Here is a 26,221-nt window from a genome sequence, read left to right on the forward strand (position 1 = left end):
TTCCGGACTTAAGTCCAATCAGATCCAAAGACTCAAAAAACTCTCCGAGCGTAGAATTCGGGAAAACGTGATCGTCACGCCCGAAGTTTCACGAACACTCACAGAACTTTCCTTAGAAATCAGCAGACAAATCGGGATCTTAATCGATCGGAACGGATACGTTACTCACGTGATCGTGGGATCGGATAGTTCCATTGATATTCCTTGGTTAGATCGGATCAGAACATCCGAAGCAAGGTTACGAGGTTTAAGACTAGTTCATAGCCATCTCAAAGAAGAAAGTCTCAACCAAGAAGATCTGACTGACTTAGCTTTATTACGTTTAGATTATATAACTGCGGTCACTATGGATGACAAAGGCCTTCCAAAGTCTTATTACTCTGCGCATGTAAATCCTGAAGATGAAGAAGGAGAACCTTGGACTGTTCTTCCGAAAAAAGTACCGGGACAACTGGAAGAAGGTATACTTGACGAAATTCTGGACATCGAAGGAAGAATGACCAGATACCGCAAAAATCTAAAAGGTGCTCAAAAAGAAAACAGAGCCTTTTTAGTTGGGGTATATCCCGAGAATAACAGAGTACGCCCTCCTGCACAATCTATCGAAGAATTAAAAGAACTCTGCCGGACAGCCGGAGTTCATGTAGTAGATTCATTCATCCAAAGAAAAAACCGTTTAGATCCTTCTACAGTATTAGGAAAAGGTAAACTAGAAGAGATCGTGCTGAAAGCTATCCAGAAGCAAGTTGAACTATTAGTATTCGATCTAGAACTCACACCTTCTCAGGCAAAAAAGATCTCTGATTATGCAGATCTGAAAGTTTTAGATAGAACCCAATTAATTTTGGATATTTTTGCAAGAAATGCTACAAGCAGAGATGGTAAGCTGCAAGTTGAACTTGCCCAATTAAAATATCTGAAAGGAAGACTTTCCGAGTTGGATGATAATATGTCCAGGCTCACCGGGGGAATCGGAGGAAGAGGCCCCGGAGAGACCAAACTCGAAATTGGAAAACGTAGAGTAGAAGAAAGAATTTCCAGGTTAGAGCAAGAACTTAAGTCCTTGAAAAAACGAAGAGAGATCGCAAGAAGAAGACGTAAGAAAAACGAAATTCCTGTCTGCGGAATCGTGGGTTATACAAACGCAGGAAAATCTACCTTACTCAATGCGATGACAAATTCTACAGTATTATCCGAAGACAAATTATTCGCAACATTAGATCCTACATCCAGAAGGATACGTTTCCCGGAAGAAAGAGAAATCATTATCTCCGACACTGTAGGATTTATTCATGATCTTCCTCCTGAACTATCTAATGCATTCAAAGCAACACTGGAAGAGTTAGGAGATTCCGATCTTTTAGTCCATGTGGTAGATGTTTCCAATCCTGAATTTAGACAACAGATGGAAGCCGTGGAAACTATATTAGAAGATTTGAATCTATCTGATATACCGAGGATCCTAGTTTTCAACAAAATTGACGGATTACCTGAAGAAGCAAGAAACGAACTTCTAAGAGAAGCGGATCTGGATACAATCTATGTCTCCGCCATTCAAGGTTTTGGATTACAAACTTTATTGAACCGGATAGAAGAGAGAATTTACTCTCAAGCAGAAGCAAAACTTTCTAGTTCTAAACTCTGGGAAGATGACAAGGAATGGGAAGAGGAAACTGAAAAAACCTACGTGTAACGCAGGTTTTGGAGTTTTACAGAAGGTCAATTAAACCAGGCCGGCTAATTTTTCTTGGTCTAATGCCAAACAGATCACAGAATTAATATAAGTTTCCCTGTCCGATCTTCCGGTGATATAATCTTGATACACGGATTGCAAGAGCAAATAAAACATATTCTTTCGGCCCCTAAAAGAATGTTCGGACCGACTTGTTCTTCTCATAAGCCTTTTTTGGGTCTTAGACTTTTTTCTTGCTCCTAGATCCAAACGGAGAAACTTGAATAAAGTGGCCATTCTTTCCGAAATTCAGATCCGAGAACTAAAGAATTCCCTAGAAAATTCCGGTCTACCTTACCGGGAAAATCAGGATTTGAGCACCAATTGTTCTTTTAAGATCGGTGGAATTTCTCCCATCATGGCCGAGCCTGAAACCCAGGAACAAATCCTAGAAACTCTTTCCGTATTCAAAAAACTGGATCTGCCTTGGAAGATTCTGGGAGGCGGCACTAATATTTTAATCTCAGATCATCCGAATGATTTCGTAATCTTAAAACTTTCTGGAGGGTTCAAGGAATACCAAGACTTGGGAGAGGGTATTTTTCAAGTCGGTGCTGCTACAAATACCACTCCAATCTTCCGCCAGATCTCCCAGAAAGGATATACAGGGGCCGAATTTTTAAGCACGATCCCTGGTTGGACAGGTGGTGCAGTTATCCAAAATGCAGGATGTTATGGAGGAGAACTTTTTGATCTTATCCAAGAAGTGGAATTTTTAAGAAATGGAGAAGTTCTCAAAAGAAAACCTTCTGAAATAGAGCATGGATACAGATCTACTGAGTTCTTAAAGAGAAAAGATTCCATTATACTCTCTATTCGAATTAAATTAAAAACGGGAAACTTAGAAGAAATCGAGGCCTCGCTCAAAGAGAAAAGGGACAAGAGAAATTCTTCTCAACCTCAGAATAAAAAAAGTGCCGGTTCCATGTTCAAAAACCCGAAGGTATTCGACGAACAAGGAAAAGAGATCAAAGCTTGGCAATTTATAGACAAGGTAGGTCTAAGGGGATTACAAATTGGTGGGGCTCAAATTTCTCCAGAACATTGTAATTTTATAGTAAACACTGGAGGAGCAAAGGCCTCTGATGTGTATGGACTTGTAAATACTGTCCAAGAAAAAGTGGAAAAAGAAACCGGTGTAAGATTAGAAAGAGAAGTGGAATACTTCGGTTCCATTCCCTAATTCCAGGAAAACCAAATGCCAGTAGTTCGAGATCCTGAAGATAAAAAAGAAAGAATACTCTCCTCTGCCTTAAGGTTATTCACCGAAAAGGGCTTTGAAGGAACTCCTATACCGGATCTCGCGAAAGACGCAGGGATAGGCGCAGGAACTATATACAGGTATTATAAGAATAAAGAAGAGCTGGTAAACGAACTATTCCGTTTTTGGAAAAATAAATTAAGAGAGACTCTCGCAGAAAATTATCCTGAAAAAGCAAAATCCAAAGACTTATTTGTTCATTTGTGGAAGGCACTTGCAACCTTCTACCATCGTTATCCGGAAGCGTTCGAATTTTTAGAACTACACTATCATTCCCCCTACCTAGACCAAGCCAGTAAAAAGGCAACCTCCGAAACTATGGAGTTCATTTGCACATTTTTAGAACAAGCAAGGGCAAAAGGAGATATCAAATCTGACCTTGGTTCCATGGAACTAGTTTCATTATGTTACGGAAGTTTTGTAGGAATGGTGAAAATGGCTAAGGGTGGTTATATTCAACTTTCTGCAGAAACTTTACATGCTTCCGGTTTAACCCTCTGGAAAGCATTAGCAAAATAAAAGCCAATTTATTCTAAAATTTATTTCCAAATCAACAAGAACCATTCCAAACTATATCCTTATCGTTAGCGGAAACAATATTCCAAATTATATATTCGTAAAATCCCAATTTATCATTTCTCAAATAACATCTCTTCCTAATATGCTTATATATTAGATTCTAATTATTTACGGAATCTGAATTCAGATTCCGGTATTGATGGATAGTAAGTTCTCCCAAATAGGTCTAACCGAATTAACTTTGTTTTTACTGATCGAAGGAAAATATATCTGATAGATTATAAATTATGTTAATTTGATCTTTCATTCTTGACAATAATGATTGTTAGTCGGAACTTTCGGCCTTACTTTACAGAAAGAAATTTAAGAAAAAATAAAATTTGAAAATGGTTACCCGAATGGAAAATAGTTCACTGATTGAAAACCTAGATATTTCCACGGATCCAGAGCTCACACCTGATCAGGATCCCGTATACGAAACAGACAAGGAGCCTCAACTACATAAGAAACAAGATGAATCGAAAGAAAGGATTATACGTTCTGCTCTTAAGCTATTTGCAGAAAGAGGATTTTTCGAAACAAGAATCCCCGAAATTTCTGCTCATGCAAAAGTTGGAGTTGGAACAATGTACCGCCACTTTCGGAACAAGGATCATCTTTTCAATGAAGCATTTCGGATCTCAGTCCAAGAATTTTCAGAGTTCTTAGAAAGATCCATTTCTAGGAACTTATCTCCGAAAGAACAGTTTTTCGATTTTTGGAAAGGACTAGGATTGTTTTCCCAGGGTAAATTCGACCAGTTGATCATGATTGAAAGAAATCTATCTTCCTATATATTGGATGAGAAAAGTACGAAAGAGGCACTATCCTTAAAGCAAAAGATTTCTGAATACTTTGCGCCTGCTCAGAATGATAAAAATCTTAGGTTACTCTATCCTTCTCTTATTCTGGGATCTTTTACTGGGATTCTGCGATATCATCGGATTCACGAAAATAACATAGACCCTTCTATTATGGAACAATCTGCAGAAATGTTATGGGAAGGGTTTTCCAAGGTCAGACAATCTCCAATATCCAAGAGGAAAGAAAAACATACAAAAAAAGACTGAAACTAGCGATGGAGCAAGTTTTTTTGTCGGAGGTTTATCTCAGATAAGATAGATAATAAGTGTTAAAAACTTATTTACTTGGGACAGAAATAGATCGAAGGATAAAATCGTCCTTTGTTTTATAAAACTCCTGTCAAGATAGCAATATGCGGACTCGCTTTCTAGTATTTTTAGTCGGATTCGGAATGTTATGCAAACCAATAGAAGTGCATAACCCAGCTATTCCATTTTCAGACGCCTGGTGGGAAACCACTTTTGTTCGCTGTATCTTGGGAGAATTAGATGTTTGTCTCCCTGGGCCTGCCATTAGCGGAAGCCTTAGCTCAAAATTCGTAAGCAATAATTCAGGAGCAATCACGTTTTCTGATCTTACTTGGAGATCAGATACTGACGGACCTTATGATGTTCGAATAGATGCCGGTTCTTGTACAAGCGGGTCAAGTTTAATCACAGGGACTGCAACCGCAAACACAGACAATCTAGCTTCAATCAATGCGAGCCTCCTTCCTTTTGGAACAAGTTATATTAGAGTCTGCGTTACTGATCCAGTAGAAGATGCAACCGGGTCTGGAATTTTTAGGATCGTTCGGGATGATACATATCCTACTGCAAGCACCAATCCAGGAGCCGGGGCTTACAATTCTTCTCAAAATGTTTCTATTATTTGCTCGGATACCGGTGGAGCAGGCTGCGATAAGATCTCCTATGTTACTGACACTTCTACTCCTGATATCGACGGAGTAACAGGAACTATAAATGTAGGAACTCAATATTCTACTCCAATCAATGTTCCAGCAAATTCTACTACTACCTTTAAATATGTCGTAAGAGATAAAGCGGGGAATGTATCATTAGTTGATACTGCAGATGTCGCAGTGGATACTGTGACTCCTACTATCTCGGCTACTAATCCAAACGACGGTGCTACCGGAGTGGCACTTTCTCCCGGATCGATTAGTTTAAATTTCGCGGAACCGATGGATACAACGGCCGCAATGTCTATGACAACAGAAATTTATGATGGAACTTCTTGGGTAACGATTCCAAATAATAATACGATATTCGATTGGCAGGATTCTCAAACTTTAGTCATTACGATCAGTTGGACTTATTTTCCGGAAGATTCTCAAATTCGTTGGACCATCCCTTCAAGCTCTTTACAAGACTTAGCAGGAAATGGAGTTTCGCAACAAGCCACCTTTACCACCACAACCGGTGCTACGATAACGGGAGCCCAAGTATATTCAGGACCAACAGCACACGGAACCTATACTGCAGATATTACCACTACAGATACTTCTACAGGTTTAGTTTGGAAAACTTGCTGGGAAGGAAGAATGGGACCTGGATGTGCTACCGGCTCTCCCACAAATACTACTTGGGCCGACGCATTAGACGGATGCGCTTACTTAAATTATATTCATGGTCCTGGAATAGGATACGCAGATCGTGAAAACTGGAGACTTCCTAGAGCTGAAGAATTATATTCTTTGGTGGAAGGAAGCGCCGATCCATACATAAATACTACCGCATTTCCGAATCCGGTTTCTCCTGCAACTTGGACAGCATCCAGAGGTATTACAGGTTCTCCAATGGATCGATTTGCAAGAACCGTAGTATTCACGTATGGCATCTTAAACCAGTTCGATAAAAGTTTAAGTTATGCGCTACACTGCGTAAGTGACTGATCTTATCTCGCCACTAAACTAGGATGATATCCTTCTGGAGTTTCATATCCCATAATATCCAAGATTGTAGCCGCTACGTTCGCAAGCCCAGGGTTTTGCAGATCCGTTCTTAATTGAATCTTATTTTCAGGATCTAAAACACTGAAAGGAACAGGATTTAAAGTATGAGAAGTTTTTGGAACGGGTTTGCCTTCCTTATCCTTCTCCACATTTCCTTTTTTATCCAGTTGGTACATTTCATCCGCGTTTCCGTGATCTGCACTCACTAATAGAATCACATTATTTTTTCTGCATGCTTCTGCGAGACGGCCCATACATCCATCCAAGAATTCCATAGCTTTGACTGTAGCCTGGTAATTTCCAGTATGACCGACCATATCTCCATTCGGAAAATTGATCCTATAGAAGTCCGAATGATTCTCTCCTAAAACTTTTTCCAACTCGGCGGTAATCGCTTGGGCTTTCATTTCAGGAGTTTGATCGAATGGAATCACATCCGAAGGAATTTCCTTATATTCTTCGCTCTTGGAATCAAACTTACCGGAACGATTTCCATTCCAAAAAAAAGTAACATGCCCATATTTCTGTGTTTCGGATAACGCATATTGGTTAATCCCTGATTTAGCCATATATTCACCCAAAGTACGATCAATTGCTGGCGGACTTACTAAAAAACGTTCAGGCAATTGTAAATCACCGTCGTATTGCATCATTCCTGCATAACATACATCCGGAAAATTTCCTCTATCGAATTTGTCGAAACTTTTCTGAGTAAATGCTTGGGAGATCTCGATTGCTCTGTCGCCTCTGAAATTCGTAAATACGACTGAGTCTCCGTTTAGAATTTTTCCCACCGGATTTCCTGATTCTTCTACCACAAAACTGGGAAGATATTGATCGATTACTGCAGGATCTTCTTTTCTAAATGTTTCGATTGCAGTTTTTGCATCAGGAAAGGTTCTACCTTCTCCATGAACATGGATCTTCCATCCTCTTTCTACCATGGACCAATCAGCTTCATATCGGTCCATAGTGATCGTCATTCTTCCTCCACCGGATGCGATCTTTACGTCAGCACCTTTCGATCGGAGCGAAGTCAGCCATTCTTCGAAAGGATTTAAGTAATCTAAAGCGGACTTTTCTGGCACGTCCCTTCCGTCTAGGAGAATATGCAATCTGATCCTTGGGACCTTCTCCCCTACCGCAGCTTGTATTAAAGATTTTGTATGATCGATATGTGCATGAACATTTCCGTCAGAAAATAAACCGATAAGATGAAGTGTGGAATTTTTGGTTTTAGTATTTTCTACTATTTCTTTCCAAGCTTTTCCTTCGAATAACAGTCCTTCGGCGATAGAGTTATTGACCAGTTTAGCACCCTGATCAAAAATACGCCCGCAGCCTAAAACATTATGACCAACTTCTGAATTTCCCATATCCTCGTCGGAAGGCATACCAACTGCGGTTCCATGTGCTTTCAATAGTATTGTAGGAGATTCTTTCCAAAGTTTATTTAGAAATGGAAGATTGGCACCTGCGATAGCGTTCCCAAATTCGGGTCCTTTAGGAGTATAACCTACGCCGTCTAAAATTACGAATAATAGCTTTTTAGGTGAGAAGGGAGTTTTTTTCTTCAGTTGCATTCTGTTCCAGGAAAGCTCTTCCCCATGCTTCGTCAAGAGGATTCATGTAGGGCCTTCGGCATACGTCCTTCGGTTTATTACAGGTTTTATAGAAAAAGAAGGAGGATTTAGGTTTTTCGGTGGAAGCGTTTAGAATGCATTATATGATGGTTTTGAATATCCGCAGGGATGTTCATATCCTTAAGCTGTTGCTTCTCCGCAACTATATGCTAAATTTTTAATATTTAATTATGTATAGAAAAAGATGAACGCAAAAGGACCCAAACCCTTAGACCCGAATACTGGCAATGTAGCCGTTCCTAATTTCTTAAAAGTTAAGAAGTTAAATGAAGTAGTGAGTTACTACATGAACGATAAAATAACTCACTCCGTCTACAAAGCGATTTCGGCATCGACATCTTTTAAGAACGTAAAAAAAAGACAATTATTCGAACCTCATCATAAAGTCCCCGAAGTGGGAGAGTTAGGTCCTAAAGATATTGATCTTCATTTAAAACGCCTACTGGAAGACGGAACCGTTTCTCAACTTGCATATTTGATAAGTGATAGTGCGGAAAAACAACCGGAAGCACTTCCCTGTTACGCCGCTTTTCCGGAACCAGAATCTTTAGATTTAAGTAGAATCTATCTGGAACTATTAGATTATTCCGTTTCTTCCCTCTTAAATTATCTAGATAGAAAAGCAGAAACAAGCAAAACCCTACTTTGGGAAAATTTGGAATCGGATCTAGAATGGGGGGCCAGGAAAGAAGCACCCTTTCCTCAATTGTTTTTATATTTAAGACAAGCATTTCATAATGAACATTTTAGAATTCCAGCAAATCCAGAATATGTTAAGGACTTTTTGTTCGAATTAGAGGACGACCTTCATAAAAAAGGAAGAGTAATAGACGTTCCTGGTTATGGATTATTCGGAATCAAAAATTCCAAAGAAGCAGTCCAGATCATGGATAATGTGGACGATTTTATCCAATCTAAAGGAACAAAACAATTACGCCACATTCTGATGGACGAATTCCAAAAGATCGCCATGGAAGAGAAATTATATTATTCTAATACTTCTAATCCTGAGACTACAAAATTTAAAACTGAAAGGGCCGAAGCTTTCGCAAAAGCCTTACCCGGTAATCCAAGCCCGGGAACTCCCGGAATGTTAAGTGTTGTTTTGATTCGCAGCCTTTCTGAAATCGCAGAAAAGGAGCTTCATAAACAATCTGCGGAAAGAGATAGAAATAGGTTCCATGATATCAAAAGAAATCTTCTCTCCGAATCAGGTTCATGGGAGAAAAAGGTCCTATTAGTTCCTGACAAAGAATTTAAATCTTATCCTGAAGAATTAAAGAGAATGTTGATAGACGATTTAGAGATCGGTTATTCGACCTGGGAAACCAAGACAACCACTATACATGCTTTCTTTCATAAGAATGCAAATAGTGTCAGACAGATTATTTTAAGTTTAGGTGCTGCTACAAGCGTAGAAACTTGGAAAATTCTCTGTATTAGACAACTTGTCGAGTCCAACGAACCTCAAATCAAATCCATATTCAGAGAACCTGATCTAGTTAAAGCTTATGGAAAAGTATTAAGAAAAGGTTATTTAGATTATTTCCCTTGGTATTACACCATACTGGATTTGTTAGGAATAGGAAGAATATTCCAAGACGTATTCTTCGCCCAAGCAAAAGAAAAGATCAAAGGTCAGCAAAACCAGCTCAAAGCCAGAAATCACGAAAATTCCAAAAAAGAAGAACAAGCAAAGATCCAGGAAAAGATCAAAGAAGAAGAAAAAATCCGCTCTGCTGAGCAGAAATCCAAAATTTCTTCTGCTATGGATGAATTCTATTTTAAACGTAGTATTCCACCAACCGCTTCCGAAATACAAGGAAATGTAGAAGAATTCGCTGCGGATCTATATTATCAAATCTTGGATCGAGAAAATTTCGTTTTCATTCCTTGGGAAAAAGGAAAGGAAAAAATGGACCAGCTCCTTTGTTATCCCGCAAACGAATCCTTCAGAAACAAAGCCAGAGAATTACATAGAATCCTAGCGGAAAGGATGGAGGTCCTACAAAATAAAGTTAGAACCGCCGAAGAGGAAGATACCCGAATTAGGATCTCCAAAGTGATTAAACATGTGGATGAATGGTTTGCATCTCACAAATCTTCTGTGGATAAAACAACTCCTCAAAAAGGAAGGGTAGAATCGGACGATCCATATGAATCTTTCCGTAAAGAAATTGATAAATTAAGGAAAGTAGATAAACCTTAAAAAAATCTCTTTTCCCAAAAAAAGTGAGCAAAAACTCGCAATTTGGTTTGTGATTTGTAAGAAGAAAATTACCCGACCCGGAACTATGAATTCGAATCCAAAGATCCCTTTCAGACTTATCCCGATCGTATCGTTATTATCCTTTTTCTCTTTTTGCAATCAGGCAAACCCGATCAATTTAGACGGCAGCAGCAGTGCTGCCGGAGTTCTTTTGAATGTTGTTATACCGAATATCATAGGAGCTGAGGTAGTTCCAGAAGGTCTTCCACAACTTTCTTCGAATATAATGTATGATGCTGGAGATACCTTCATAGATCTAAACTTTTCCAAAACAAGTAGTGTGGACGAAAACTTTACTATGACGATCGAAAGTTATACTATGGTGTATGAGCCTCATTTTATTGGATACAATACATTCACTCTTCCTGCAAATACAGGCTCATATTCAGTCGGTTTTTCTTTAGAAGCTGATGATGATAACTGTTTAGATAATGCTGCAAATAAGTTCAGTGTCAAAATTTCTAAAGATTCTACAGGAGAAGCTTTCGTATATAATGTATCTGTAAAAGACGGAGATTATTGTATTTTTGAATCTTCTGCCAAAACTTTGGCTCAACTTGGCGGACTAAGTGCAATGGATAATCATTGTAGAAACTTAGCAGGCGCAAAAGGTCTTCCGAGAAATTCCGCTGATTATAAAGCCATGGTCGGTGCTATTTCTGCGAGTCGTGGAGATAGAAATCCAGGAGAATCCTTGTCTTCTACATCCCTCTTCCGTGCAAATAAAAGATATGTTCGTAAAAAAGGGGATGGGACCTGGGTAAAAGTTTTTTCCATCAATGGAGTTTGGCCTCCAAGTTCCGACTTTGATAATCCATTGGTCGATTCTGGACAATACTGGACCGGAATGCATTCAGGTTGGGGAAGATTCGATAGTAATACCTGTCTCAATGGCTCTGAAAGCTGGACAAATTCGGACAATTCCACCAGCGGAACACTTGGAACTTCGAGCGTGGTTGCGGGGGATGCAGCCTATATGACACTTTCCAGCTGCGATTCTGCTCTGGCCCTTCCGTTTATTTGCGTTTATTCCCCGGATTAAACCAAAAAATCGTTCAATTTTTTTCCTGCCCGACTGTTTTCTTACTTTAAGGGGTATAATCCTCTGAGACCGGGGCGGGTGCGAATATGAAAGGATCTAAATCGTTAAGGACAGCTTTCATTTTATTATGTCTTACTTTATGGACTTCCAAGTGTAATAACGCGGAATCCACCGCCCTAGATGGAAGTAAGCCCAGTCTAGCCGGTGCTATTACTATGGATCCTTCCATCTTTTGGAATTTGTTCGGTACCCTGCCTCCGTATCCGATAGAACCCCTTTTAAACGAGGGAGAAACTACTCTTTCCGTAGATGAAAATGATGCTGCGGATATTATGTTTGCAATTCAAAACCCTCCTAGTGACGGAAGTACTGTCCAATTCAAATTTTATAAAAATGATAATATAACCTTCGCAACGGATTATAATCCGGACCAAGGAGGATATCAGAATTATCTTACCGTGGATTTCGGACCCGATCCTCAAAATTCAAACTTCGATTATAAAAGCGGCTTTCAGATTAATTCGCAGGAAGATGAGAACTGTTTAAATAACTATTATGATCTTGTCGCAGTAGAAGTCTCCTCCGGCATATCCCAGACTTTCAAAGTAAAAGTAAACGATGCTGATAAATGTATCTTTGTCGCTACGAATAACGGATCTGGTTATACTGGAAACTTTGCCAAGAAAGGCATTGATAATGCAAGTTTTGCCGGGCCGGTAGAAGTTGCGGATAATATTTGTAACTCAAATATTCCAGACGGTGTGAACAAGGACGTTAGTTATAAGGCTATGATTGCAGTAAGTTATAGCACAAGTGGTAATCTTAGAAACCCTTCTACTGATTGGGTATTTAGTTCTTTCCGTAAATATTATAGCCAGGGAGGTAAGAAGTTAGCATACTCTTTCAGTTCTGGTACTACAATCGGATTTGCAAATGCTGCTCAGTGGACAAATTCTCTCGGGACTGGCGGCAGAATATGGACAGGTTTCAGCTCCATTGATTGGACCACTGATACACCTACAGTAACTCAGTGCGCGGGCTTGGCTCCTTCAGGAGCACCTTTCTCTTCTTGGTATTCCGCTACAGCAACCGGAACCCAAGGACTCCTTACCGCAGTAGATGGGGATTCTATCGCGGAAATGACAAATACTGATCCAGCTGTCGTGATCCCAACGCTATGCTCTCAAAGACGTAATATTGTCTGTGTAGGACAATAGCCTTTTTTATTAAACGAATAAAGCCAATCTGACAGATTCAGAAAATCCCCCAAATTAATGGGGGATTTTTTTTCGAACAAACCTGCGATTTATATCTAATTTCTAAATATTTTAGTAAAAAAATTATTCACTCGAAAGAAAATGAATCAAAGAGTTTAAAATCGATTGTTACATTTGTCATGGGGAAAACTACCTGAATTTTCCTCTCTTCGCAATGGAGAATACAAATGAAAAGATTCCTGAATTCAAACAAAGCAATAAATGGATTTTCCCTCTTAATTCACGGATGTTTTCTATTCTCACTCTTACAGGCACAAGGTTGCAATAGCGCCAAGGCAATCAGTATAGATGCAAGTTCTTCTGCAATAGGCGCCCTACTCTCAGATGGTGACTTTGGTGTTTTCGGTAATCTTGGGAATGCAGGAGGAACTTCTCCTGCTGCTACTTCTCCCATAAACGTTTCTTTAAGCGGTTACGTAAATGTTACAGCCAATGATTTAAGCCTTACTTTATCTGATTCGACAGATAGCACTACCCAGACATTAGCATTGACTGCGGACGGTTCTTATTCTTTCTCTGCGGAGATTACTAGCGGGGATTCCTATTCGATCTCATTAGACTCTTATACACAAGGGCAGTCTTGCAGTATTTCTTCAAATGGAAGTGGAACAGCAGGTACTACTGGAACCGCTACGATCGTATGCGAAAGGCAATTAGCAATTGCTGCAGGCTGGAAAAATAATTCTGGTGTTCCCGTGTTAAAATTATTCGGGTTAAATCATTCTGCTTCTCCTTATGTTGTAACTAAAAATCTTTCAGTTACAATCGGAGGAGCACCTAGCTCCGTAGATCCGGAACTTGTTTGGAACGGGACTAACTATCTACTGGTATGGAAGTCTTCAGACACCGCCATCAAAGGACAATATTACAATATAAGTCTTACTGCGGTAGGATCTACGTTTCCAATTTATACTGGAGCAAGCGTAATGATCGGAAAAGTCTCTGCTGCTTATAATCCAAGTGGAGAATTTGCAGTGGTTTGGACGGAATCCGCTTCCACGAGAGCTGCAAAATACCAAAGGATCAATTCTTCTACAGGTGCTTTAATCGGAAGTGCTACTACCATTGTTTCTTCGACTGTAACTAACTTTTATAATGCAGATGTAAGCTGGAACGGCAGCCTATATTATACAGCATTCCGTCAAAATGCGGGCGGATTGAACTCGTTAGCAGCCTATAGCTTCACAAACGGAACCGCTACTTCTGTGAAAAATTATAGTGCATCAACGGGGTCAGACTCTTTGTCTTTAGACTACCCTTCTCTACTGACTCAAGGTTCTAATACCTGGCTATTTTTCAGCCAAACAAATACAGACGGATCTGGAAACGTGAATTCTTCTACTTTAAAAAGTGCTAAAAATTTTGCCACTAGCGCAAGCACACTGAGAACCGAAACCAATCCTTATGGATGTGATCCTGTAAATAGTAGTGGAGATCAGTATATGATCCCTTCCGCTGCAATTGCAAACTCTACGAATTTACTCGTTTCTTATGATCTGTTCTGTGCGGATATGGGAGTATATAACGAGGTTTCGGATCTTCCGGTTACAATATCTTCCGGAGCAGCCGGAGCTGCTACAGACTATTCCGTTGGTGAAATTGGAACTGGGAATACGTTAGGCTCCTCAGTCACCTGCAGAACTACTGCTTGTTTTATTAGTACAGGAGATGAATCCGGCGACGCAATATATCTATTTGATCCAGATTTTGGCGGTAATATCGGTGGGACTTCTACCGTTTATCCGACTGATTCAAATGGGATTAATTCCCCGGTTACTGTAATTCAATAAATTAATGCCGCTCTAAGATAAAAGAGCGGCAGACCCTTCCTTAATAGCGGATCTCGTATTTGAGTTCCCCATTCCAACCTAAACCATTGCCTCCAACGGTCATTGGCTGGTAAGAAGGCGCGAAGCTAAATCTGAAACCAGAGCTCGGTCCTTCTGCAATCCCTTGCTCTGCTTTTACTCCTAAATAATAGGAATAGAAAAGCTGTAATCCGTAAGCAATCCCAAACAAATATTGGTAATTATTGGATTCTTCCGCAAGCCCTTGGTAATGGTTGAATGCACCCTTGTTCACCAAGAAAGCTCCAATCAAACGTTGGGTAGTATTTGCAGGTAAAGCAAGGACTGGATCGTTCAATGCAAATATGAAATAATTTCTTGCATTCTCCTCATAAGCGCTTTTAGCAGAACTAAAATCGTTTTGAGCCTTAACTACCAGATAAGCTGCCCCTACAACTGCTACAAATGTTGCAGAAGCCCTGTATTTTTTATCAGCTTTCCAAATACCCCAACCCGGAACAACTGCAGATCTTAGAGAATAATCCCAGCGAGGCTTTTGGTACCATCTTTGGACCGCCGCTTCTTCCTCGGTTTTTTTGGGCTCATCTTTAGGCTTAACAGGATCCTTTTTCACTTCCTGCTTAGGGGTATCTTTTAAGTTCAATTCCGCAATCTCTGTTTTTGGAATGGTTAGAACCTTTCCATCCACTTCGATCTGAACTTCCGTGCGGGTCTGGTTTACCACTTTCCCTTGTAGCACCTTTCCGTTTTTTAAGGTTAGGCTAGAGCCAAAAAGGGAGTGAGAAACGATTAGGAAAGAAATTGCAAAAAGCCAACGATAAGGCATAATTTATCTTAAATCCCTTTGTTTAGGATTACAGACACTAAAATTGTCTGGCTATAACCGTTTTAAAACTGATTGCTTTCTACAAGAAAAAACCGAATTTACTTGAAAAAAGACCGATAGAAAAAAATTTCTATTCTACCGTGTCTGAAACCTTGTTTTTCGAAAAACTATACAATAAAAATAAGGATCACTTGTTTTCATTTATTCGGCGCTCTGTCCAAGATGAATCCACAGCCTTGGACCTATTACAAGACACCTTTTTGAACTTCTTTAAACATTATTCCGGCAAGGAATTACCGGATGAGCAAGTTTCCAGGATGATATTATTTAGGATCTCCAGGAATCTAATGATTAACCATGGGAAGTCCTATTATCAAAAGAACGTTGCTCTCGTTGGTGAGGAAACTTCTTCTTTATTCGGCTCCAAAGGTCAGGGTCCTGAAAGCCAGGTCCTGGACGAAATGGAAGCCCAAAACCTCGGAAAGATTATAAGCGAATTATTAAGCGCCTTACCGGAAGAACAAAAGACCGCCATAGAGTTACGTTATTCCCAGGGCTGTAAATTGGAAGAGATAGCCTCCGTATTGGATTTATCCGTATCAGGGGTCTCTAGGCTTTTAGAAAGAGCCGAAAAGCAGCTTTTACAAGAAGGAAAGAAGAGAGGCATTCAACCTTCTTCTTTTCTAAAATCTTAGGATTTTCGCCAAAATATGTATTTCGAACAATTGATTCATTTCGTCAAAAAAGCCATCCCTACTCAAAAAAATGAGCAAGGTACCAACCTTCAGTTTGTTGATCCAACTGAGCGGGCAGGACAATGTCAAAAGGCCCGGAACTAAGGAAACGGTAAAGAGGATGGAAAGAATGACCCCTGAATTCCAAACATTCGCAGAGCTCCTCAAAAAGTCTCTACCGGATTCTAAGGCACCGGACTTCGATCCAAAATGGATCGGCATGTCTCCTCGCTTCTCTGTGGAGGCAAATATCATGCAATCTCCTACTAAGGACAATGTAGTTCAACTGAGCGGCTCCAAAAATAAAGTATGGTTCTTAGCTGCGGCAGCAATCTTATTCGTAGGAATTGGAGCCGGAACTTATTTCACTATTTTCAAAAAAGAAGCCGCACCTGTAGCAGAAGGTGCTCTGCTTAAAGCAGCGGTCGTCTTCGTTAAAGGCGATGCAAAGAACGTAAAAGAATCTCCTGTCGCATTACATTTAGGTGATATACTTAGCGAAGGCGATAAAATCGTAACTGGCAAAGGTGGATCTATCGATATCGGTCTGACCGATTCAAGTGTAATCCGCTTAAAGGAAAACTCTGAGTTAATTCTTAAAAGTTTAAGACAAACGGACTCTTCTCAAATTAGGATTTCCCTAATGTCAGGTAAAATCCTGAACCTAGTCGAGAAAGAAAAGAAAAACGCAAACTACTTCGTAGATACTCCTACTGTGGTGGCTGCGGTCCGAGGAACTTCTTTTGAAGTGAATGCTTCCGATAAAGAATCTTCTGTCTTCGTGGTCGAAGGTGCAGTCGAAGTAACTCCTTTGATCCACGACAAATCCGAAAGAGCATTAATCACCGGCGGATTGATCATAGTCACAAACGAGAAAGTTATAGTGATCGAAGATCAAAAACGTGCTAAGGGAGAAGGCCCTGAATACGGCGACATGCGTAAGAACTTGAGCGGTCTTGACAAAGAAGTTTTAGCAACTACTCAAAATTTAAAGACTGCTAAGACCGAGCAAGAGCTGGAAGAACTTTATGATAAAAGTATCGAACATATTATCATGAAAGACGGCCGCGATATCAGAGGTGTTGTGGTTTCTCAAAAGAAAGGAAAGCTGATCGTTCAAACTCTAAAAGGATCGTATATCCTGGATGAGAACTCGGTTGAAAAGATTATCTATTAAGAAAAATTAATAGATAGCTTCTAAATGAGACCCGGGATTGATTCCCGGGTTTTTTTATACCTATAGTCTAGCCTGGACCTTGAGGGTAGATTCCTTATACAGACCATTCACCTAATTTTTTATCAAAGGAGAAGGACCCAGCTCCTCTGTACAAAAGGGAAATCGCTGCAGAAACTGCCAGTATATGATATTCGAAACCTTCTCCGCCTTTATCCCCAAACCAATTCATAAAGAAACCGTAATCTCTATGAGTGAAGCCCGCGACTGTTAATGTAATCGCAAGTCCCAAGGCCCAGAATCTGGTCAAAAATCCGAATACAAAGCAGATCGTTCCGATGAATTCAAAACCTATCACCATTATCCCTAAAACATATGGAGCACCGAGTGTATTCGTAAAATAGTCCATGGCAGTGTAAAAGCCCGCACCTTCGAACCAACCCAATGCTTTTTGGGCTCCATGAGGAAAAATACAAATAGCAAGACCCAATCTTAGGAATACAGGCCCTAGGCCTTCTTTCGTTTGGAATAAATTATATAACATGCCGAATCTGCATCCTATAGAACCTAAATCCGGACATATTTCCATTCTAATTTATTCGTGCTGGGATCGGAAGCCTGCTTATGGCCCAAAATAGGTTGTCGAAAGGGGTATTTCCATAAATTTTGGCAATACGAACGCATCGGAAGGTACCTATGTCTGAAGAGACAGCCGAAAAGAAGAACAAAAAGATCAACAAGATGAGCGCCGGGGAGCTTGACCAAGCTCTAAAGAACGCAGTCGAGAAGATGAACGGGGAAACGAGCAAGTACGTACAACATCTTAAAGCGAGAAAAGAAGAACTCGCAAATAAGAAGTAAGCACTACTTTCAAAACCCACAAAACCCTCCGCGGACTCGTGCGGAGGGACCTCAAGATTCCCAGGAACCATGCTACAATTCATCGATATCAAGCACCGGTTCGGTAGCTCCACCCTTTTCGAAAACTTTTCCTGGCATATCAAACCAGGCTCCAAGATTGCCTTAGTAGGACCAAACGGTTCTGGCAAATCCACTCTATTCAAAATGGCCGTAGGAGAACTAAATCCTGAAGAAGGATTGGTTAGTCGCTCCAAACATACGGAGATCTCTTTATTCCAACAGATCCCTGATTTTAATTTCGAAGCAAGGGTGATCGATACTGCACTTTCTAAACATAAACATTATAATGAATATATAAAACGTGCCGAAAACATTCATGCTAGAATGGATCGCACGGATCATGATTCTCCAGAATTTACTTCTTTATTAGAAGAACAAAGCTCTTTGGAAGAATATGCATTTACTTACGGCGTCCATGAATTAGAAGCCCAAGCTAAAAAAATCATCGGTGGTTTAGGTTTTTCTAATGATCAAATGGAGAAGAAGGTCAAAGAATTTTCTCCGGGCTACCAACATAGACTTGGACTCGCAATTGCAATTTTGAATCCTGGGAACCTTCTTCTTTTGGATGAACCTACCAACCATTTGGATCACGCTTCTAAGGCTTGGCTTGCAGAATATTTAGTGGATACAAATCGTTCTTTCGTTCTGGTTACACACGATCCAGAGTTTTTAAATGCAACTACTGATACAATTGCTGAATTAAATCCTTCCGGTGTTCTTGAATTTAAAGGAACATTAGAAGATTATTTCGAACACAAAAACGAACTTTTAGATAAGTTAAGACTTCAATTCAAAAAAGAAGAGGCTTATTTAAAGAAAAGGACTGAGTGGATAGAACGTTTTCGTTCCAAGGCTACAAAAGCAAAACAAGTCCAAAGTGTTATTAAAAAATTAGAAAAAAGGGATAAGGTAGATGAACCTGAAGATTCCTTCTGGAATTCCAAAACAGAATATAGGTTCAACTATACTCCTTGCGGGAATCTATCCTTTAGAATAGAGAACGCTTCCTTTGCTTACGAAAAAGGTGGGAAGAATATTTTCTCAAACGCAGAACTTCATGTTTCTAATGGAGACAAGATCGCGATCATCGGCCCGAACGGTGCTGGTAAATCCACATTTTTAAGAAATATTTTAGGAATTCATAAATTAACCGAGGGTTCGGTTACATTCGGACCTAAAACAAAAATCGGCTACTTCTCCCAAAACCACCATGAACACCTGGACCCTGAAAAAAATCTTTTAGAAACAATTCTTTCAGTGTATCCTGATCTTCCGGATGTAGAAGCACGAAAACTATTGGGCTATTTTTCTTTTAGCGACGATAGAGTTTTCAAAAAAGTGGGACTTCTCTCTGGGGGAGAGCAGAGCAGATTAAGATTAGCACTACTAGTAAGATTCTCTTCTAATACTTTGTTTTTGGACGAACCTACCAATCACTTAGACTTAGTAGTAAGAGATAATTTAAAACGTGCACTCCAAGAATATCCTGGAGCTGTTTTAGTAATCTCTCATGATCCTGATTTTTTAAAGGACTTATGCACAAGAACCGTTTCTGTTTCTAACGGGAAAGTAAAGGATCTGAATACCAGCTTTTCGGATTATCTTAAATTCCCGCCGGAAGAACTGGAAGCGGAAGGCGGCTTTACTGTAAAAGCCCCCGCCGAAAACGCTGGCAGCGAAAACAAGAGCAGATCCCAGAAGAACGCTGATAAAAATCGGGTTAAAAAAATCCAAAAAGAAATAGAACAAATCGAAGCTAAGATCGCTCTATTAGAAAAGAATAAATCCAACTCTGAGGAACTTCTCGCAGATCCTGAGTTTTACAAAAAGCGCAGTTATCAAATGGAATTAGACACTTATAACGAGACTAAAAAAGAGATCTCAAAGTTGACCGAAACCTGGGAAAAACTGCAAATCGAAATGGAAGAACTTTCTTCCGTAGTATAAGAATTTATCCATCAAAGGAGACCGAATGAATCCGAAAGAATTAAAAAGCAGATTAGATGCCAGAAAATCGGGGAGCGATGATTTTTACCTTCTGGATGTGCGTAACCCTAACGAACAAGAGATCAGCACTATTGACGGAACTGACCTTTTGATCCCAGTTTCAGAATTGCCTGCTCGTATCGGAGAATTGGATTCTTGGAAATCTTCCGGAAAAGAAATTATAGTATATTGTCGTTCGGGAGCAAGATCAGCGAATGCCTGCGGAGTTTTGAAATCTACAGGTTTCTCCAAAGTATTTAATTTAGATGGCGGGATCCTCTTGTATTCAGACGAAGTGGATCCTTCTCTCGCTAAATATTAAAAATTTATCATCTACTTAGATAAAAACTTTGAGATAGCCGGAAGAACTATATCCGGCTTTTCTATATGAGGTAGATGCCCAGCATCTTTTACCAAAACAAATTCTGCGTTCAGAAGTTCTTTCACATATTTTCCTTTTTCTAAAGGAGTTGTGTGGTCCTGATCTCCCCAAAAAACCAATACTTGCTTTTTAGTTAAGGCTAACTTTTCAAATTCAGACTTAGGTTCTAAAGAAATGATATTTCGGATCGTGGAGAGAATGGCTCTTTCGAAACCTATGAAGCTTAATTGAGTCTCATATTTCTCCACCCAACCGTTTGGAACTTTAGAAGGATCCACAAAGTCAGCAGAGATCCCCTTAGGTAAGGAAGGAATATAAACCACAGAGTTTAAATACTCTCCAATCAAAGGAACAGTAAGAGGGAAAGTATTCGTTTTTGCGGTGAGCGGGTCGACTAAAACAACTTTCTTAATTTGATCCGGATGTTTAGAAACATAATGGGCAACTATAGGTCCTCCCATAGAAAGTCCCATTATATCAAAAGATGCATTTACATGCAGAAAGTTTAATAGATCGAAAATCTGAGTGGTGAACAGGTCTAGATTATAGACTGCATCCGGTCTGTCGGAGTATCCTCTACCATAAAGATCAAAACGTAAAACTCTATAACCTGCATCCGTAAGTGATTTTTGAACAGGATCCCAAATAAAATAAGGAGTGGAAAATCCATGAACTAAAACTACAAGATTTCCCTTTTCAGGTCCGGACAATTCATAATGAGTCCAACCCAAAGGAAGTTTCGCAAATTGTCCGGAAACTCCGGAATGGATTGATTCGTTTAATTCGATTTTTTCGTTCGAACGTACAAACGGTAACGCGGTAAGTACGATGAGTACGATTACCGCTATGGAGAGGAGATATTTCTTTTTCATTCTTTGTCTAAAAGAATTTTACGGAAAAATAGAAAGCCTTCGTCTAGAGGATCGCCTATCCCTCTTTTTTTCAACATTCCAGTCATGTCCAAAACAATGATCCCATACATCCAGGAATACATTGTTCTTGCGAGAGAAGGATAGTCTTCTTCCTTAATCTTGAACTCTCCCGATCTAACGCCCGCTCGGATAGTTTCCAAAAATACTCGGTAACTGGTTGGGAGTTTAGGGAACGCTTTTCGATGCATATGCCCATGAACCGTGTTGAACATTACCTTATGAAGCTCTTGGTTGTTCCCCGAAAAATCGTAATATGCCCTTGCGATGAGGGTTAATTTTTCGTAAGCGTTTTTACCATTGAGTCTGGAAGCTCTTAAAGTTTCGGTTAACTGTGCTTCTCCCTGAGAAATGATAATTTTGATAATATCTTGCTGGCTTTTGAAGTGAGAATAAGGACTTGCAACGCTGCAATCCAGTTTCTCGGCGATCCTTCTCATGGAAAGCCCATCAATTCCTTCTTCGTTCAAGATATCCAATGCCGCTTGGACGATGGATTCTTTATTTAAACTATTTCTAGTGCGTCTTCTAGGACGCGGAGCAGCTACTGCAGTCATAATTTTTGCCTTCAGGACGATCGAAAGCCGAGAACCGCTCGAATATCGTCCCCATTGTCCAGTTATCCCAAAAATAGGCAGGATGTTCAAGAGTTTCCTTTTCAAATTTGGGGATTTTCCTAGTATAGGATACAAAAAAGATAGAAACGGACCCCTAGAATGAAAGCAACCGCCTCTTCCAAGGTTAAACCAAAGACTAAAGCCTCAAAAACTACACAACATTCACTTAAAAAAGCCACAAACACGAAAGGTAAGGCCCAATCGCCAAAGAGACATTTCCCAGCTCCTTGGTCATTAACAGGAGAAGGATTCCTGTTCCCACTGTTTGGTAGGAAGTCCTACAATTCAGAAATGGCATTTTTGGATGAAGAAGATCGTAAATCCTTTAAAGGAGGACTCGGTTCTTTGATGTTAGTGAATTACGAAAGATCGGATGTAGGACCTTATTACGAACTTTTATATATTCCAGGAAATTTTGAATATAGAGACACAAATTACAAAAGGATCACTCGTATTTTTGTATCCAGCCAAACTTCTGTAGACGAAGGAATTCGTAACTGGGCCATCCCAAAAGAGAGAGCAGACTTTACTTGGAAAAAAGAAGGTTCGGTAACTAATGTAGAAGTTTCCAGAGACGGAAAAACTTTTTTCAAAATTAAGATTCGTACATTAGGTTTTAATTTTCCAGTTAACACTTCTATCCTTCCTTATGTTCTTTTACAAAAAGCAGAAGATGGATCAAAACTAAGCACTGCATTTATAGGTACAGGTAAGGGAAAATTCGCAAGGATAGAATCTGTTTGGTCCGATGAAACTATCTTCCCAGACTTTATCAAAGGTGGAGGAATGAAAACCGGAATAGGAGCTTCTCCTTTTCATCTTACCTTCCCTATTGCAGAACTTGTAGAATAAGCTGAATATTCGAATTTAATAAAATACTCTTTATAAAAATCCGCAAGGAGTCCTGCTATGAAGAAATTCCGTTTAGCGATTATTCTTCCTTTCTTATTTTTGTTTTTTTCCGGATCTGTATTTTCTGGAACTGCCAAACCTCAGATTAAAGATTTTAATTTCGAGGCAGGAATGTCCAAGGTGGATATCACAGGACCTCCTACAGGGATCATGTTTTGGGGTTATGCACAAGAAGGTCAAAAAGGAGAAGGTATACATCTCCGACAATTCGCAAGAGCGTTGGTCATCAAAGATCCTAAAACAGGGAAAGTATTGGCTTATGTAACTGCGGAATTAGGTGGAGTTCCTCATGAGGTGCAAAGAGATGTAGTGGCCAGATTGAAGAAGGAAGTAGATCCTAATTTTAATTTAGCGAACGTTCTTTTAAACGCTTCTCATACTCATAGCGCTCCTGCAGGATTTTTCCACTATATTCAAAATTCAATATATACCACTAAGTTTTTTCCCGAATATTATTCGGTAATCACAAACGGTATTTATCAGGCGATCAAAGAAGCTTATTCCAAAAAAGAAATAGCTCAGCTGCTAATCGGAACTGCTATTGTAGAAGGTGCAGGAGTGAATCGCTCCTTAGTAGCTTACCAAGCAAACCCTAAGGCAGAAAGAGATAAGTACAATTCAGATACTGATAAAACTATGATCCAAATTTCCGTGAATACCAGAAGAGGTGTGATCGGGATCGTGAATTGGTTCGGGGTTCATACTACAAGTATGACCTTCGACAATCATTTGGTATCTACTGATAATAAAGGATACGCATCTTATCTTTCAGAATCGGAAGCTGCAAAAAGAGGACAAAAAGATTTTATAGCGATCTTTGCACAAGCAAACGAAGGAGATGTGACTCCTAACCTGAATCTGAATAATACCGGACCAGGAAAAGATATGTTCGAAAGCACCAAGATCATTGGCGAAAGACAATATCTTGCAAGTTCTAAGATCTTAAATGATGACAATCTAAGAGTATTACCTTCCGGCCTCAATTATACTCAGTCATTTATAGATATGCCAAACTCAATTGTTCGTAAGGAGTTTTCAGAAACTGGAAAAGACGAAAGAACTTGTTTGTCTGCTTACGGATATGCTCTGGCTGCAGGCTCTACGGAAGAAGGCGGAGGACATTGGCTTTTCCACGAGGGAATGAGGGATGAAGATCGGAAATTTTATATCGATTGGTTAGCTGCAAGATTATTACAAGCCCCAAGCGACGAATTGAGAGTTTGTCAAAAGCCTAAAGCAATTCTATTTCCAATGGGTGAAACAAAACCGGATCCTTCTCTTTCTCAAATTCTGCCTTTGGGACTCGCTACAATCGGCGATTTTGCATTAATCGTATCGCCTAATGAAGTCACTACGATGTCTAGCAGAAGAATGAAAGAAACAGTCAAAAAAGTTTTAGGATCTAAAATCAAAGACATAGCGCTTTCAGGGCTGACCAATGATTTCGCGGGATATATCACTACTAAAGAAGAGTATTCTACTCAACAATATGAAGGTGGCCATACACTTCATGGTCCATTTAGTTTAGATCTTTTTAGACAAGAATACGATAGGCTTGCAAATGATCTTTTACAAAACAAAACGAGTGTTCAAGGGCCATTCCCAAAAGACTTGAGTTCTACAGTTATTGGCACGGATATTCCTCATAGAGATAAGATCTCTTCTTTTGAACCTAAAATCAAAACTCCAAATGAGAATATTGCGAAAAAAGGAGAATCAGTTTCTTGTGAAGTAAGTTCCATAAATCCAAACATCTCTTATCCAAAACAAAAATCCTATTTTGATGTAGAGAAGAAAGAAGGAGATAAGTGGGTTACTACCTATACTGATTCCAGCTGGGCCACTAAATTCTATTATAAAAAATCATTCTTACCTTTGTTCGATGATAAGATCCGATTGGTTTGGGAAACGGATAAGAATGAAGCACCTGGAGTATATAGGCTAAAACATTCTTCCTTCTATATTAATAAAGAAGGGAAAGAAGTCCCATACTCCATTGATTGCCCCGAATTCGAATTAAAATAGTATGACTCGGAAACGGCGTAAATTGGAATGGTAGTACACCGTATTAATTTGCAGCGAATAGGCTGCGTAATCTAAATATTTTTAGGACTGGAAAAATGGAAGAAGCAGTATTGTTGGACGGGATCCGCACCCCTTTCGGAAATTTCGGCGGAACATTAAAAGATGTAAGCGCAGTTGATTTAGGAGTATTAGTTTCTAAATCCCTGTTAGAAAGAACAGGAGTCAATCCATCCGATATAGGCGAGTCTATTTTCGGAAACGTAGTCCCTACTGGTAAAGAAGCTATCTATTTAGCCAGACATATAGGACTCAAAACCGGTTTACCGATCACAGTTCCTGCTTTGACCCTGAACAGACTTTGCGGCTCCGGAATGGAAGCAATCATCCAAGCAGCTAAAAAAATCTATTTGGGAGAATCAGAAGCGGTTCTTGCAGGCGGATCCGAATCCATGAGCAATGCGCCTTATGTTGTGCGTAACGCAAGATGGGGAGTTAAATACGGTTCCTCAGAATTCGAAGATTCATTAGAGCAAGGATTAACTGACCAATATGTTGGGCTCATCATGGGTGCCACTGCAGAAAATCTTGCAGACCAATACAAGATCAGCAGAGCTGAGCAAGACGAATGGGCCGGCATTTCTCAAACCAGAGCGGAAAAAGCAACGGTAGAGGGTAGACTGAAAGAAGAGATCCTTCCTGTAACTGTTGGCGGAAAAAAACCGGTTACATTAGAAAAAGATGAATTTATCAAAGGTGCCGCTTCTATCGAAAAACTTTCAGGACTAAGACCTGCATTTAGAGAAGGTGGAACAGTTACCGCAGGAAACGCATCTGGTCTGAATGACGGAGCTGCTGCTACTATTATTACTTCCTCTTCTTATGCTAAGAAGATTGGTAAAAAACCTTTAGCGATCATTAGAGGATATGGACATGCAGGATGTGATCCTGCAAAAATGGGAATTGGACCTGCGTTAGCAATCCCAATCGCTCTTAAAAAAGCGGGCCTAAAACTTTCCGACATGAGCCTTGTAGAAGTAAACGAAGCGTTTGCAGCTCAGTATCTTGCAGTTCAAAAAGAATTAGGCTTAAATCCTGAAATCACAAATGTAAATGGTGGAGCAGTTGCAATCGGACATCCGCTCGGAGCAAGTGGCGCAAGAGTAACCATCACTTTAGCTTACGAACTTAGAAGAAGAAAGGCAAAATACGGAGTCGCTTCTCTTTGTATCGGTGGTGGTCAAGGGATCGCTATTATTCTGGAAAACCCGGAAGCATAATAAAAAAGACTAGGTCCCGCTGGTTTG

23 protein-coding genes are annotated in these 26,221 nt (G+C 39.8%); 17 read left to right on the forward strand and 6 right to left on the reverse strand.

What is annotated here, in order from left to right:
- Window positions 1-22: 22 nt before the first annotated feature.
- On the forward strand, window positions 23-1,693 hold the full coding sequence (hflX, locus tag B1C82_RS09150) for a GTPase HflX (RefSeq protein ID WP_324612495.1): 1,671 nt from the start codon (window positions 23-25) through the stop codon (window positions 1,691-1,693).
- Window positions 1,694-1,723: 30 nt separating this feature from the next.
- On the opposite strand, the gene B1C82_RS09155 is transcribed toward hflX, so the two are convergent.
- Window positions 1,724-1,969, reverse strand: a complete 246-nt coding sequence (locus tag B1C82_RS09155; protein WP_086447295.1) for a hypothetical protein — start codon at window positions 1,967-1,969, stop codon at window positions 1,724-1,726.
- Between B1C82_RS09155 and murB the strand changes: the two genes are divergently transcribed.
- The 4 genes from murB (at window position 1,962) to B1C82_RS09175 (ending at window position 6,309) form a co-directional block, all read left to right on the forward strand.
- A complete protein-coding gene (murB, locus tag B1C82_RS09160; protein WP_086448537.1) occupies window positions 1,962-2,915 on the forward strand; it encodes a UDP-N-acetylmuramate dehydrogenase in 954 nt (317 codons plus the stop codon). The genes B1C82_RS09155 and murB overlap by 8 nt on opposite strands.
- Before the next feature lie 15 nt (window positions 2,916-2,930).
- Window positions 2,931-3,512 carry a TetR/AcrR family transcriptional regulator gene (locus B1C82_RS09165; RefSeq protein ID WP_086447296.1) on the forward strand — a complete coding sequence of 194 codons (582 nt, stop codon included), beginning with the start codon at window positions 2,931-2,933 and terminating at the stop codon, window positions 3,510-3,512.
- A gap of 398 nt (window positions 3,513-3,910) precedes the next feature.
- The gene (locus B1C82_RS09170; protein ID WP_234008250.1) at window positions 3,911-4,621 is read left to right on the forward strand and encodes a TetR/AcrR family transcriptional regulator; all 711 of its coding nucleotides are present in this window, start codon (window positions 3,911-3,913) and stop codon (window positions 4,619-4,621) included.
- A 146-nt stretch (window positions 4,622-4,767) separates the two neighbouring features.
- The gene (locus B1C82_RS09175; RefSeq protein WP_086447298.1) at window positions 4,768-6,309 is read left to right on the forward strand and encodes an Lcl domain-containing protein; all 1,542 of its coding nucleotides are present in this window, start codon (window positions 4,768-4,770) and stop codon (window positions 6,307-6,309) included.
- A 2-nt stretch (window positions 6,310-6,311) separates the two neighbouring features.
- Here the strand turns inward: B1C82_RS09175 and gpmI are convergent, their stop codons facing one another.
- Window positions 6,312-7,952 carry a 2,3-bisphosphoglycerate-independent phosphoglycerate mutase gene (gene gpmI, locus B1C82_RS09180; protein ID WP_086447299.1) on the reverse strand — a complete coding sequence of 547 codons (1,641 nt, stop codon included), beginning with the start codon at window positions 7,950-7,952 and terminating at the stop codon, window positions 6,312-6,314.
- Between the two features lie 244 nt (window positions 7,953-8,196).
- On the opposite strand from gpmI, the gene B1C82_RS09185 reads away from it, so the two are divergent.
- The 4 genes from B1C82_RS09185 (at window position 8,197) to B1C82_RS09200 (ending at window position 14,390) form a co-directional block, all read left to right on the forward strand.
- Window positions 8,197-10,221 (forward strand): hypothetical protein, encoded by a 2,025-nt coding sequence (locus B1C82_RS09185; protein ID WP_086447300.1) that lies wholly within the window; start codon window positions 8,197-8,199, stop codon window positions 10,219-10,221.
- Window positions 10,222-10,306: 85 nt separating this feature from the next.
- Window positions 10,307-11,323 (forward strand): DUF1554 domain-containing protein, encoded by a 1,017-nt coding sequence (locus tag B1C82_RS09190; RefSeq protein WP_086447301.1) that lies wholly within the window; start codon window positions 10,307-10,309, stop codon window positions 11,321-11,323.
- Window positions 11,324-11,538: 215 nt separating this feature from the next.
- Complete coding sequence (locus B1C82_RS09195; protein WP_234008251.1) at window positions 11,539-12,540, forward strand: DUF1554 domain-containing protein; 1,002 nt, start codon at window positions 11,539-11,541, stop codon at window positions 12,538-12,540.
- Window positions 12,541-12,767: 227 nt separating this feature from the next.
- Complete coding sequence (locus tag B1C82_RS09200) at window positions 12,768-14,390, forward strand: autotransporter outer membrane beta-barrel domain-containing protein (RefSeq protein ID WP_086447303.1); 1,623 nt, start codon at window positions 12,768-12,770, stop codon at window positions 14,388-14,390.
- Between the two features lie 40 nt (window positions 14,391-14,430).
- On the opposite strand, the gene B1C82_RS09205 is transcribed toward B1C82_RS09200, so the two are convergent.
- Window positions 14,431-15,234: an LA_0442/LA_0875 N-terminal domain-containing protein gene (locus tag B1C82_RS09205; RefSeq protein WP_086447304.1), complete on the reverse strand. Its 804-nt coding sequence runs from the start codon at window positions 15,232-15,234 to the stop codon at window positions 14,431-14,433.
- Between the two features lie 140 nt (window positions 15,235-15,374).
- Between B1C82_RS09205 and B1C82_RS09210 the strand changes: the two genes are divergently transcribed.
- Both B1C82_RS09210 and B1C82_RS09215 read left to right on the forward strand, forming a co-directional pair.
- Window positions 15,375-15,929 carry an RNA polymerase sigma factor gene (locus tag B1C82_RS09210; RefSeq protein ID WP_024863953.1) on the forward strand — a complete coding sequence of 185 codons (555 nt, stop codon included), beginning with the start codon at window positions 15,375-15,377 and terminating at the stop codon, window positions 15,927-15,929.
- 160 nt (window positions 15,930-16,089) lie between these two features.
- On the forward strand, window positions 16,090-17,145 hold the full coding sequence (locus B1C82_RS09215; protein ID WP_086447305.1) for a FecR family protein: 1,056 nt from the start codon (window positions 16,090-16,092) through the stop codon (window positions 17,143-17,145).
- 94 nt (window positions 17,146-17,239) lie between these two features.
- Here the strand turns inward: B1C82_RS09215 and B1C82_RS09220 are convergent, their stop codons facing one another.
- Window positions 17,240-17,686, reverse strand: a complete 447-nt coding sequence (locus B1C82_RS09220) for a DoxX family protein (RefSeq protein ID WP_086448538.1) — start codon at window positions 17,684-17,686, stop codon at window positions 17,240-17,242.
- 152 nt (window positions 17,687-17,838) lie between these two features.
- Here B1C82_RS09220 and B1C82_RS20670 point away from each other — a divergent pair, with 152 nt between their 5' ends.
- From B1C82_RS20670 to B1C82_RS09230, 3 genes are all read left to right on the forward strand, one after another.
- Complete coding sequence (locus B1C82_RS20670; RefSeq protein ID WP_020769532.1) at window positions 17,839-18,003, forward strand: hypothetical protein; 165 nt, start codon at window positions 17,839-17,841, stop codon at window positions 18,001-18,003.
- 69 nt (window positions 18,004-18,072) lie between these two features.
- On the forward strand, window positions 18,073-20,013 hold the full coding sequence (locus B1C82_RS09225) for an ABC-F family ATP-binding cassette domain-containing protein (protein WP_086447306.1): 1,941 nt from the start codon (window positions 18,073-18,075) through the stop codon (window positions 20,011-20,013).
- Between the two features lie 25 nt (window positions 20,014-20,038).
- A complete protein-coding gene (locus B1C82_RS09230) occupies window positions 20,039-20,374 on the forward strand; it encodes a rhodanese-like domain-containing protein (protein ID WP_086447307.1) in 336 nt (111 codons plus the stop codon).
- 11 nt (window positions 20,375-20,385) lie between these two features.
- On the opposite strand, the gene B1C82_RS09235 is transcribed toward B1C82_RS09230, so the two are convergent.
- Complete coding sequence (locus tag B1C82_RS09235) at window positions 20,386-21,306, reverse strand: alpha/beta fold hydrolase (protein WP_086447308.1); 921 nt, start codon at window positions 21,304-21,306, stop codon at window positions 20,386-20,388.
- Window positions 21,303-21,920: a TetR/AcrR family transcriptional regulator gene (locus tag B1C82_RS09240; protein ID WP_086448539.1), complete on the reverse strand. Its 618-nt coding sequence runs from the start codon at window positions 21,918-21,920 to the stop codon at window positions 21,303-21,305. Before B1C82_RS09240 ends, B1C82_RS09235 begins: the two co-directional genes overlap by 4 nt.
- A gap of 159 nt (window positions 21,921-22,079) precedes the next feature.
- On the opposite strand from B1C82_RS09240, the gene B1C82_RS09245 reads away from it, so the two are divergent.
- The 3 genes from B1C82_RS09245 to B1C82_RS09255 all read left to right on the forward strand — a co-directional run bounded on the left by B1C82_RS09245 (window position 22,080) and on the right by B1C82_RS09255 (window position 26,194).
- Window positions 22,080-22,832: an acetoacetate decarboxylase family protein gene (locus B1C82_RS09245; protein ID WP_086447309.1), complete on the forward strand. Its 753-nt coding sequence runs from the start codon at window positions 22,080-22,082 to the stop codon at window positions 22,830-22,832.
- Between the two features lie 57 nt (window positions 22,833-22,889).
- Window positions 22,890-24,917: a neutral/alkaline non-lysosomal ceramidase N-terminal domain-containing protein gene (locus tag B1C82_RS09250; RefSeq protein ID WP_086447310.1), complete on the forward strand. Its 2,028-nt coding sequence runs from the start codon at window positions 22,890-22,892 to the stop codon at window positions 24,915-24,917.
- Window positions 24,918-25,012: 95 nt separating this feature from the next.
- A complete protein-coding gene (locus B1C82_RS09255; protein ID WP_086447311.1) occupies window positions 25,013-26,194 on the forward strand; it encodes an acetyl-CoA C-acetyltransferase in 1,182 nt (393 codons plus the stop codon).
- Window positions 26,195-26,221: the final 27 nt, after the last annotated feature.

Source organism: Leptospira venezuelensis (assembly GCF_002150035.1).
GTDB lineage: Bacteria > Spirochaetota > Leptospiria > Leptospirales > Leptospiraceae > Leptospira_B > Leptospira_B venezuelensis.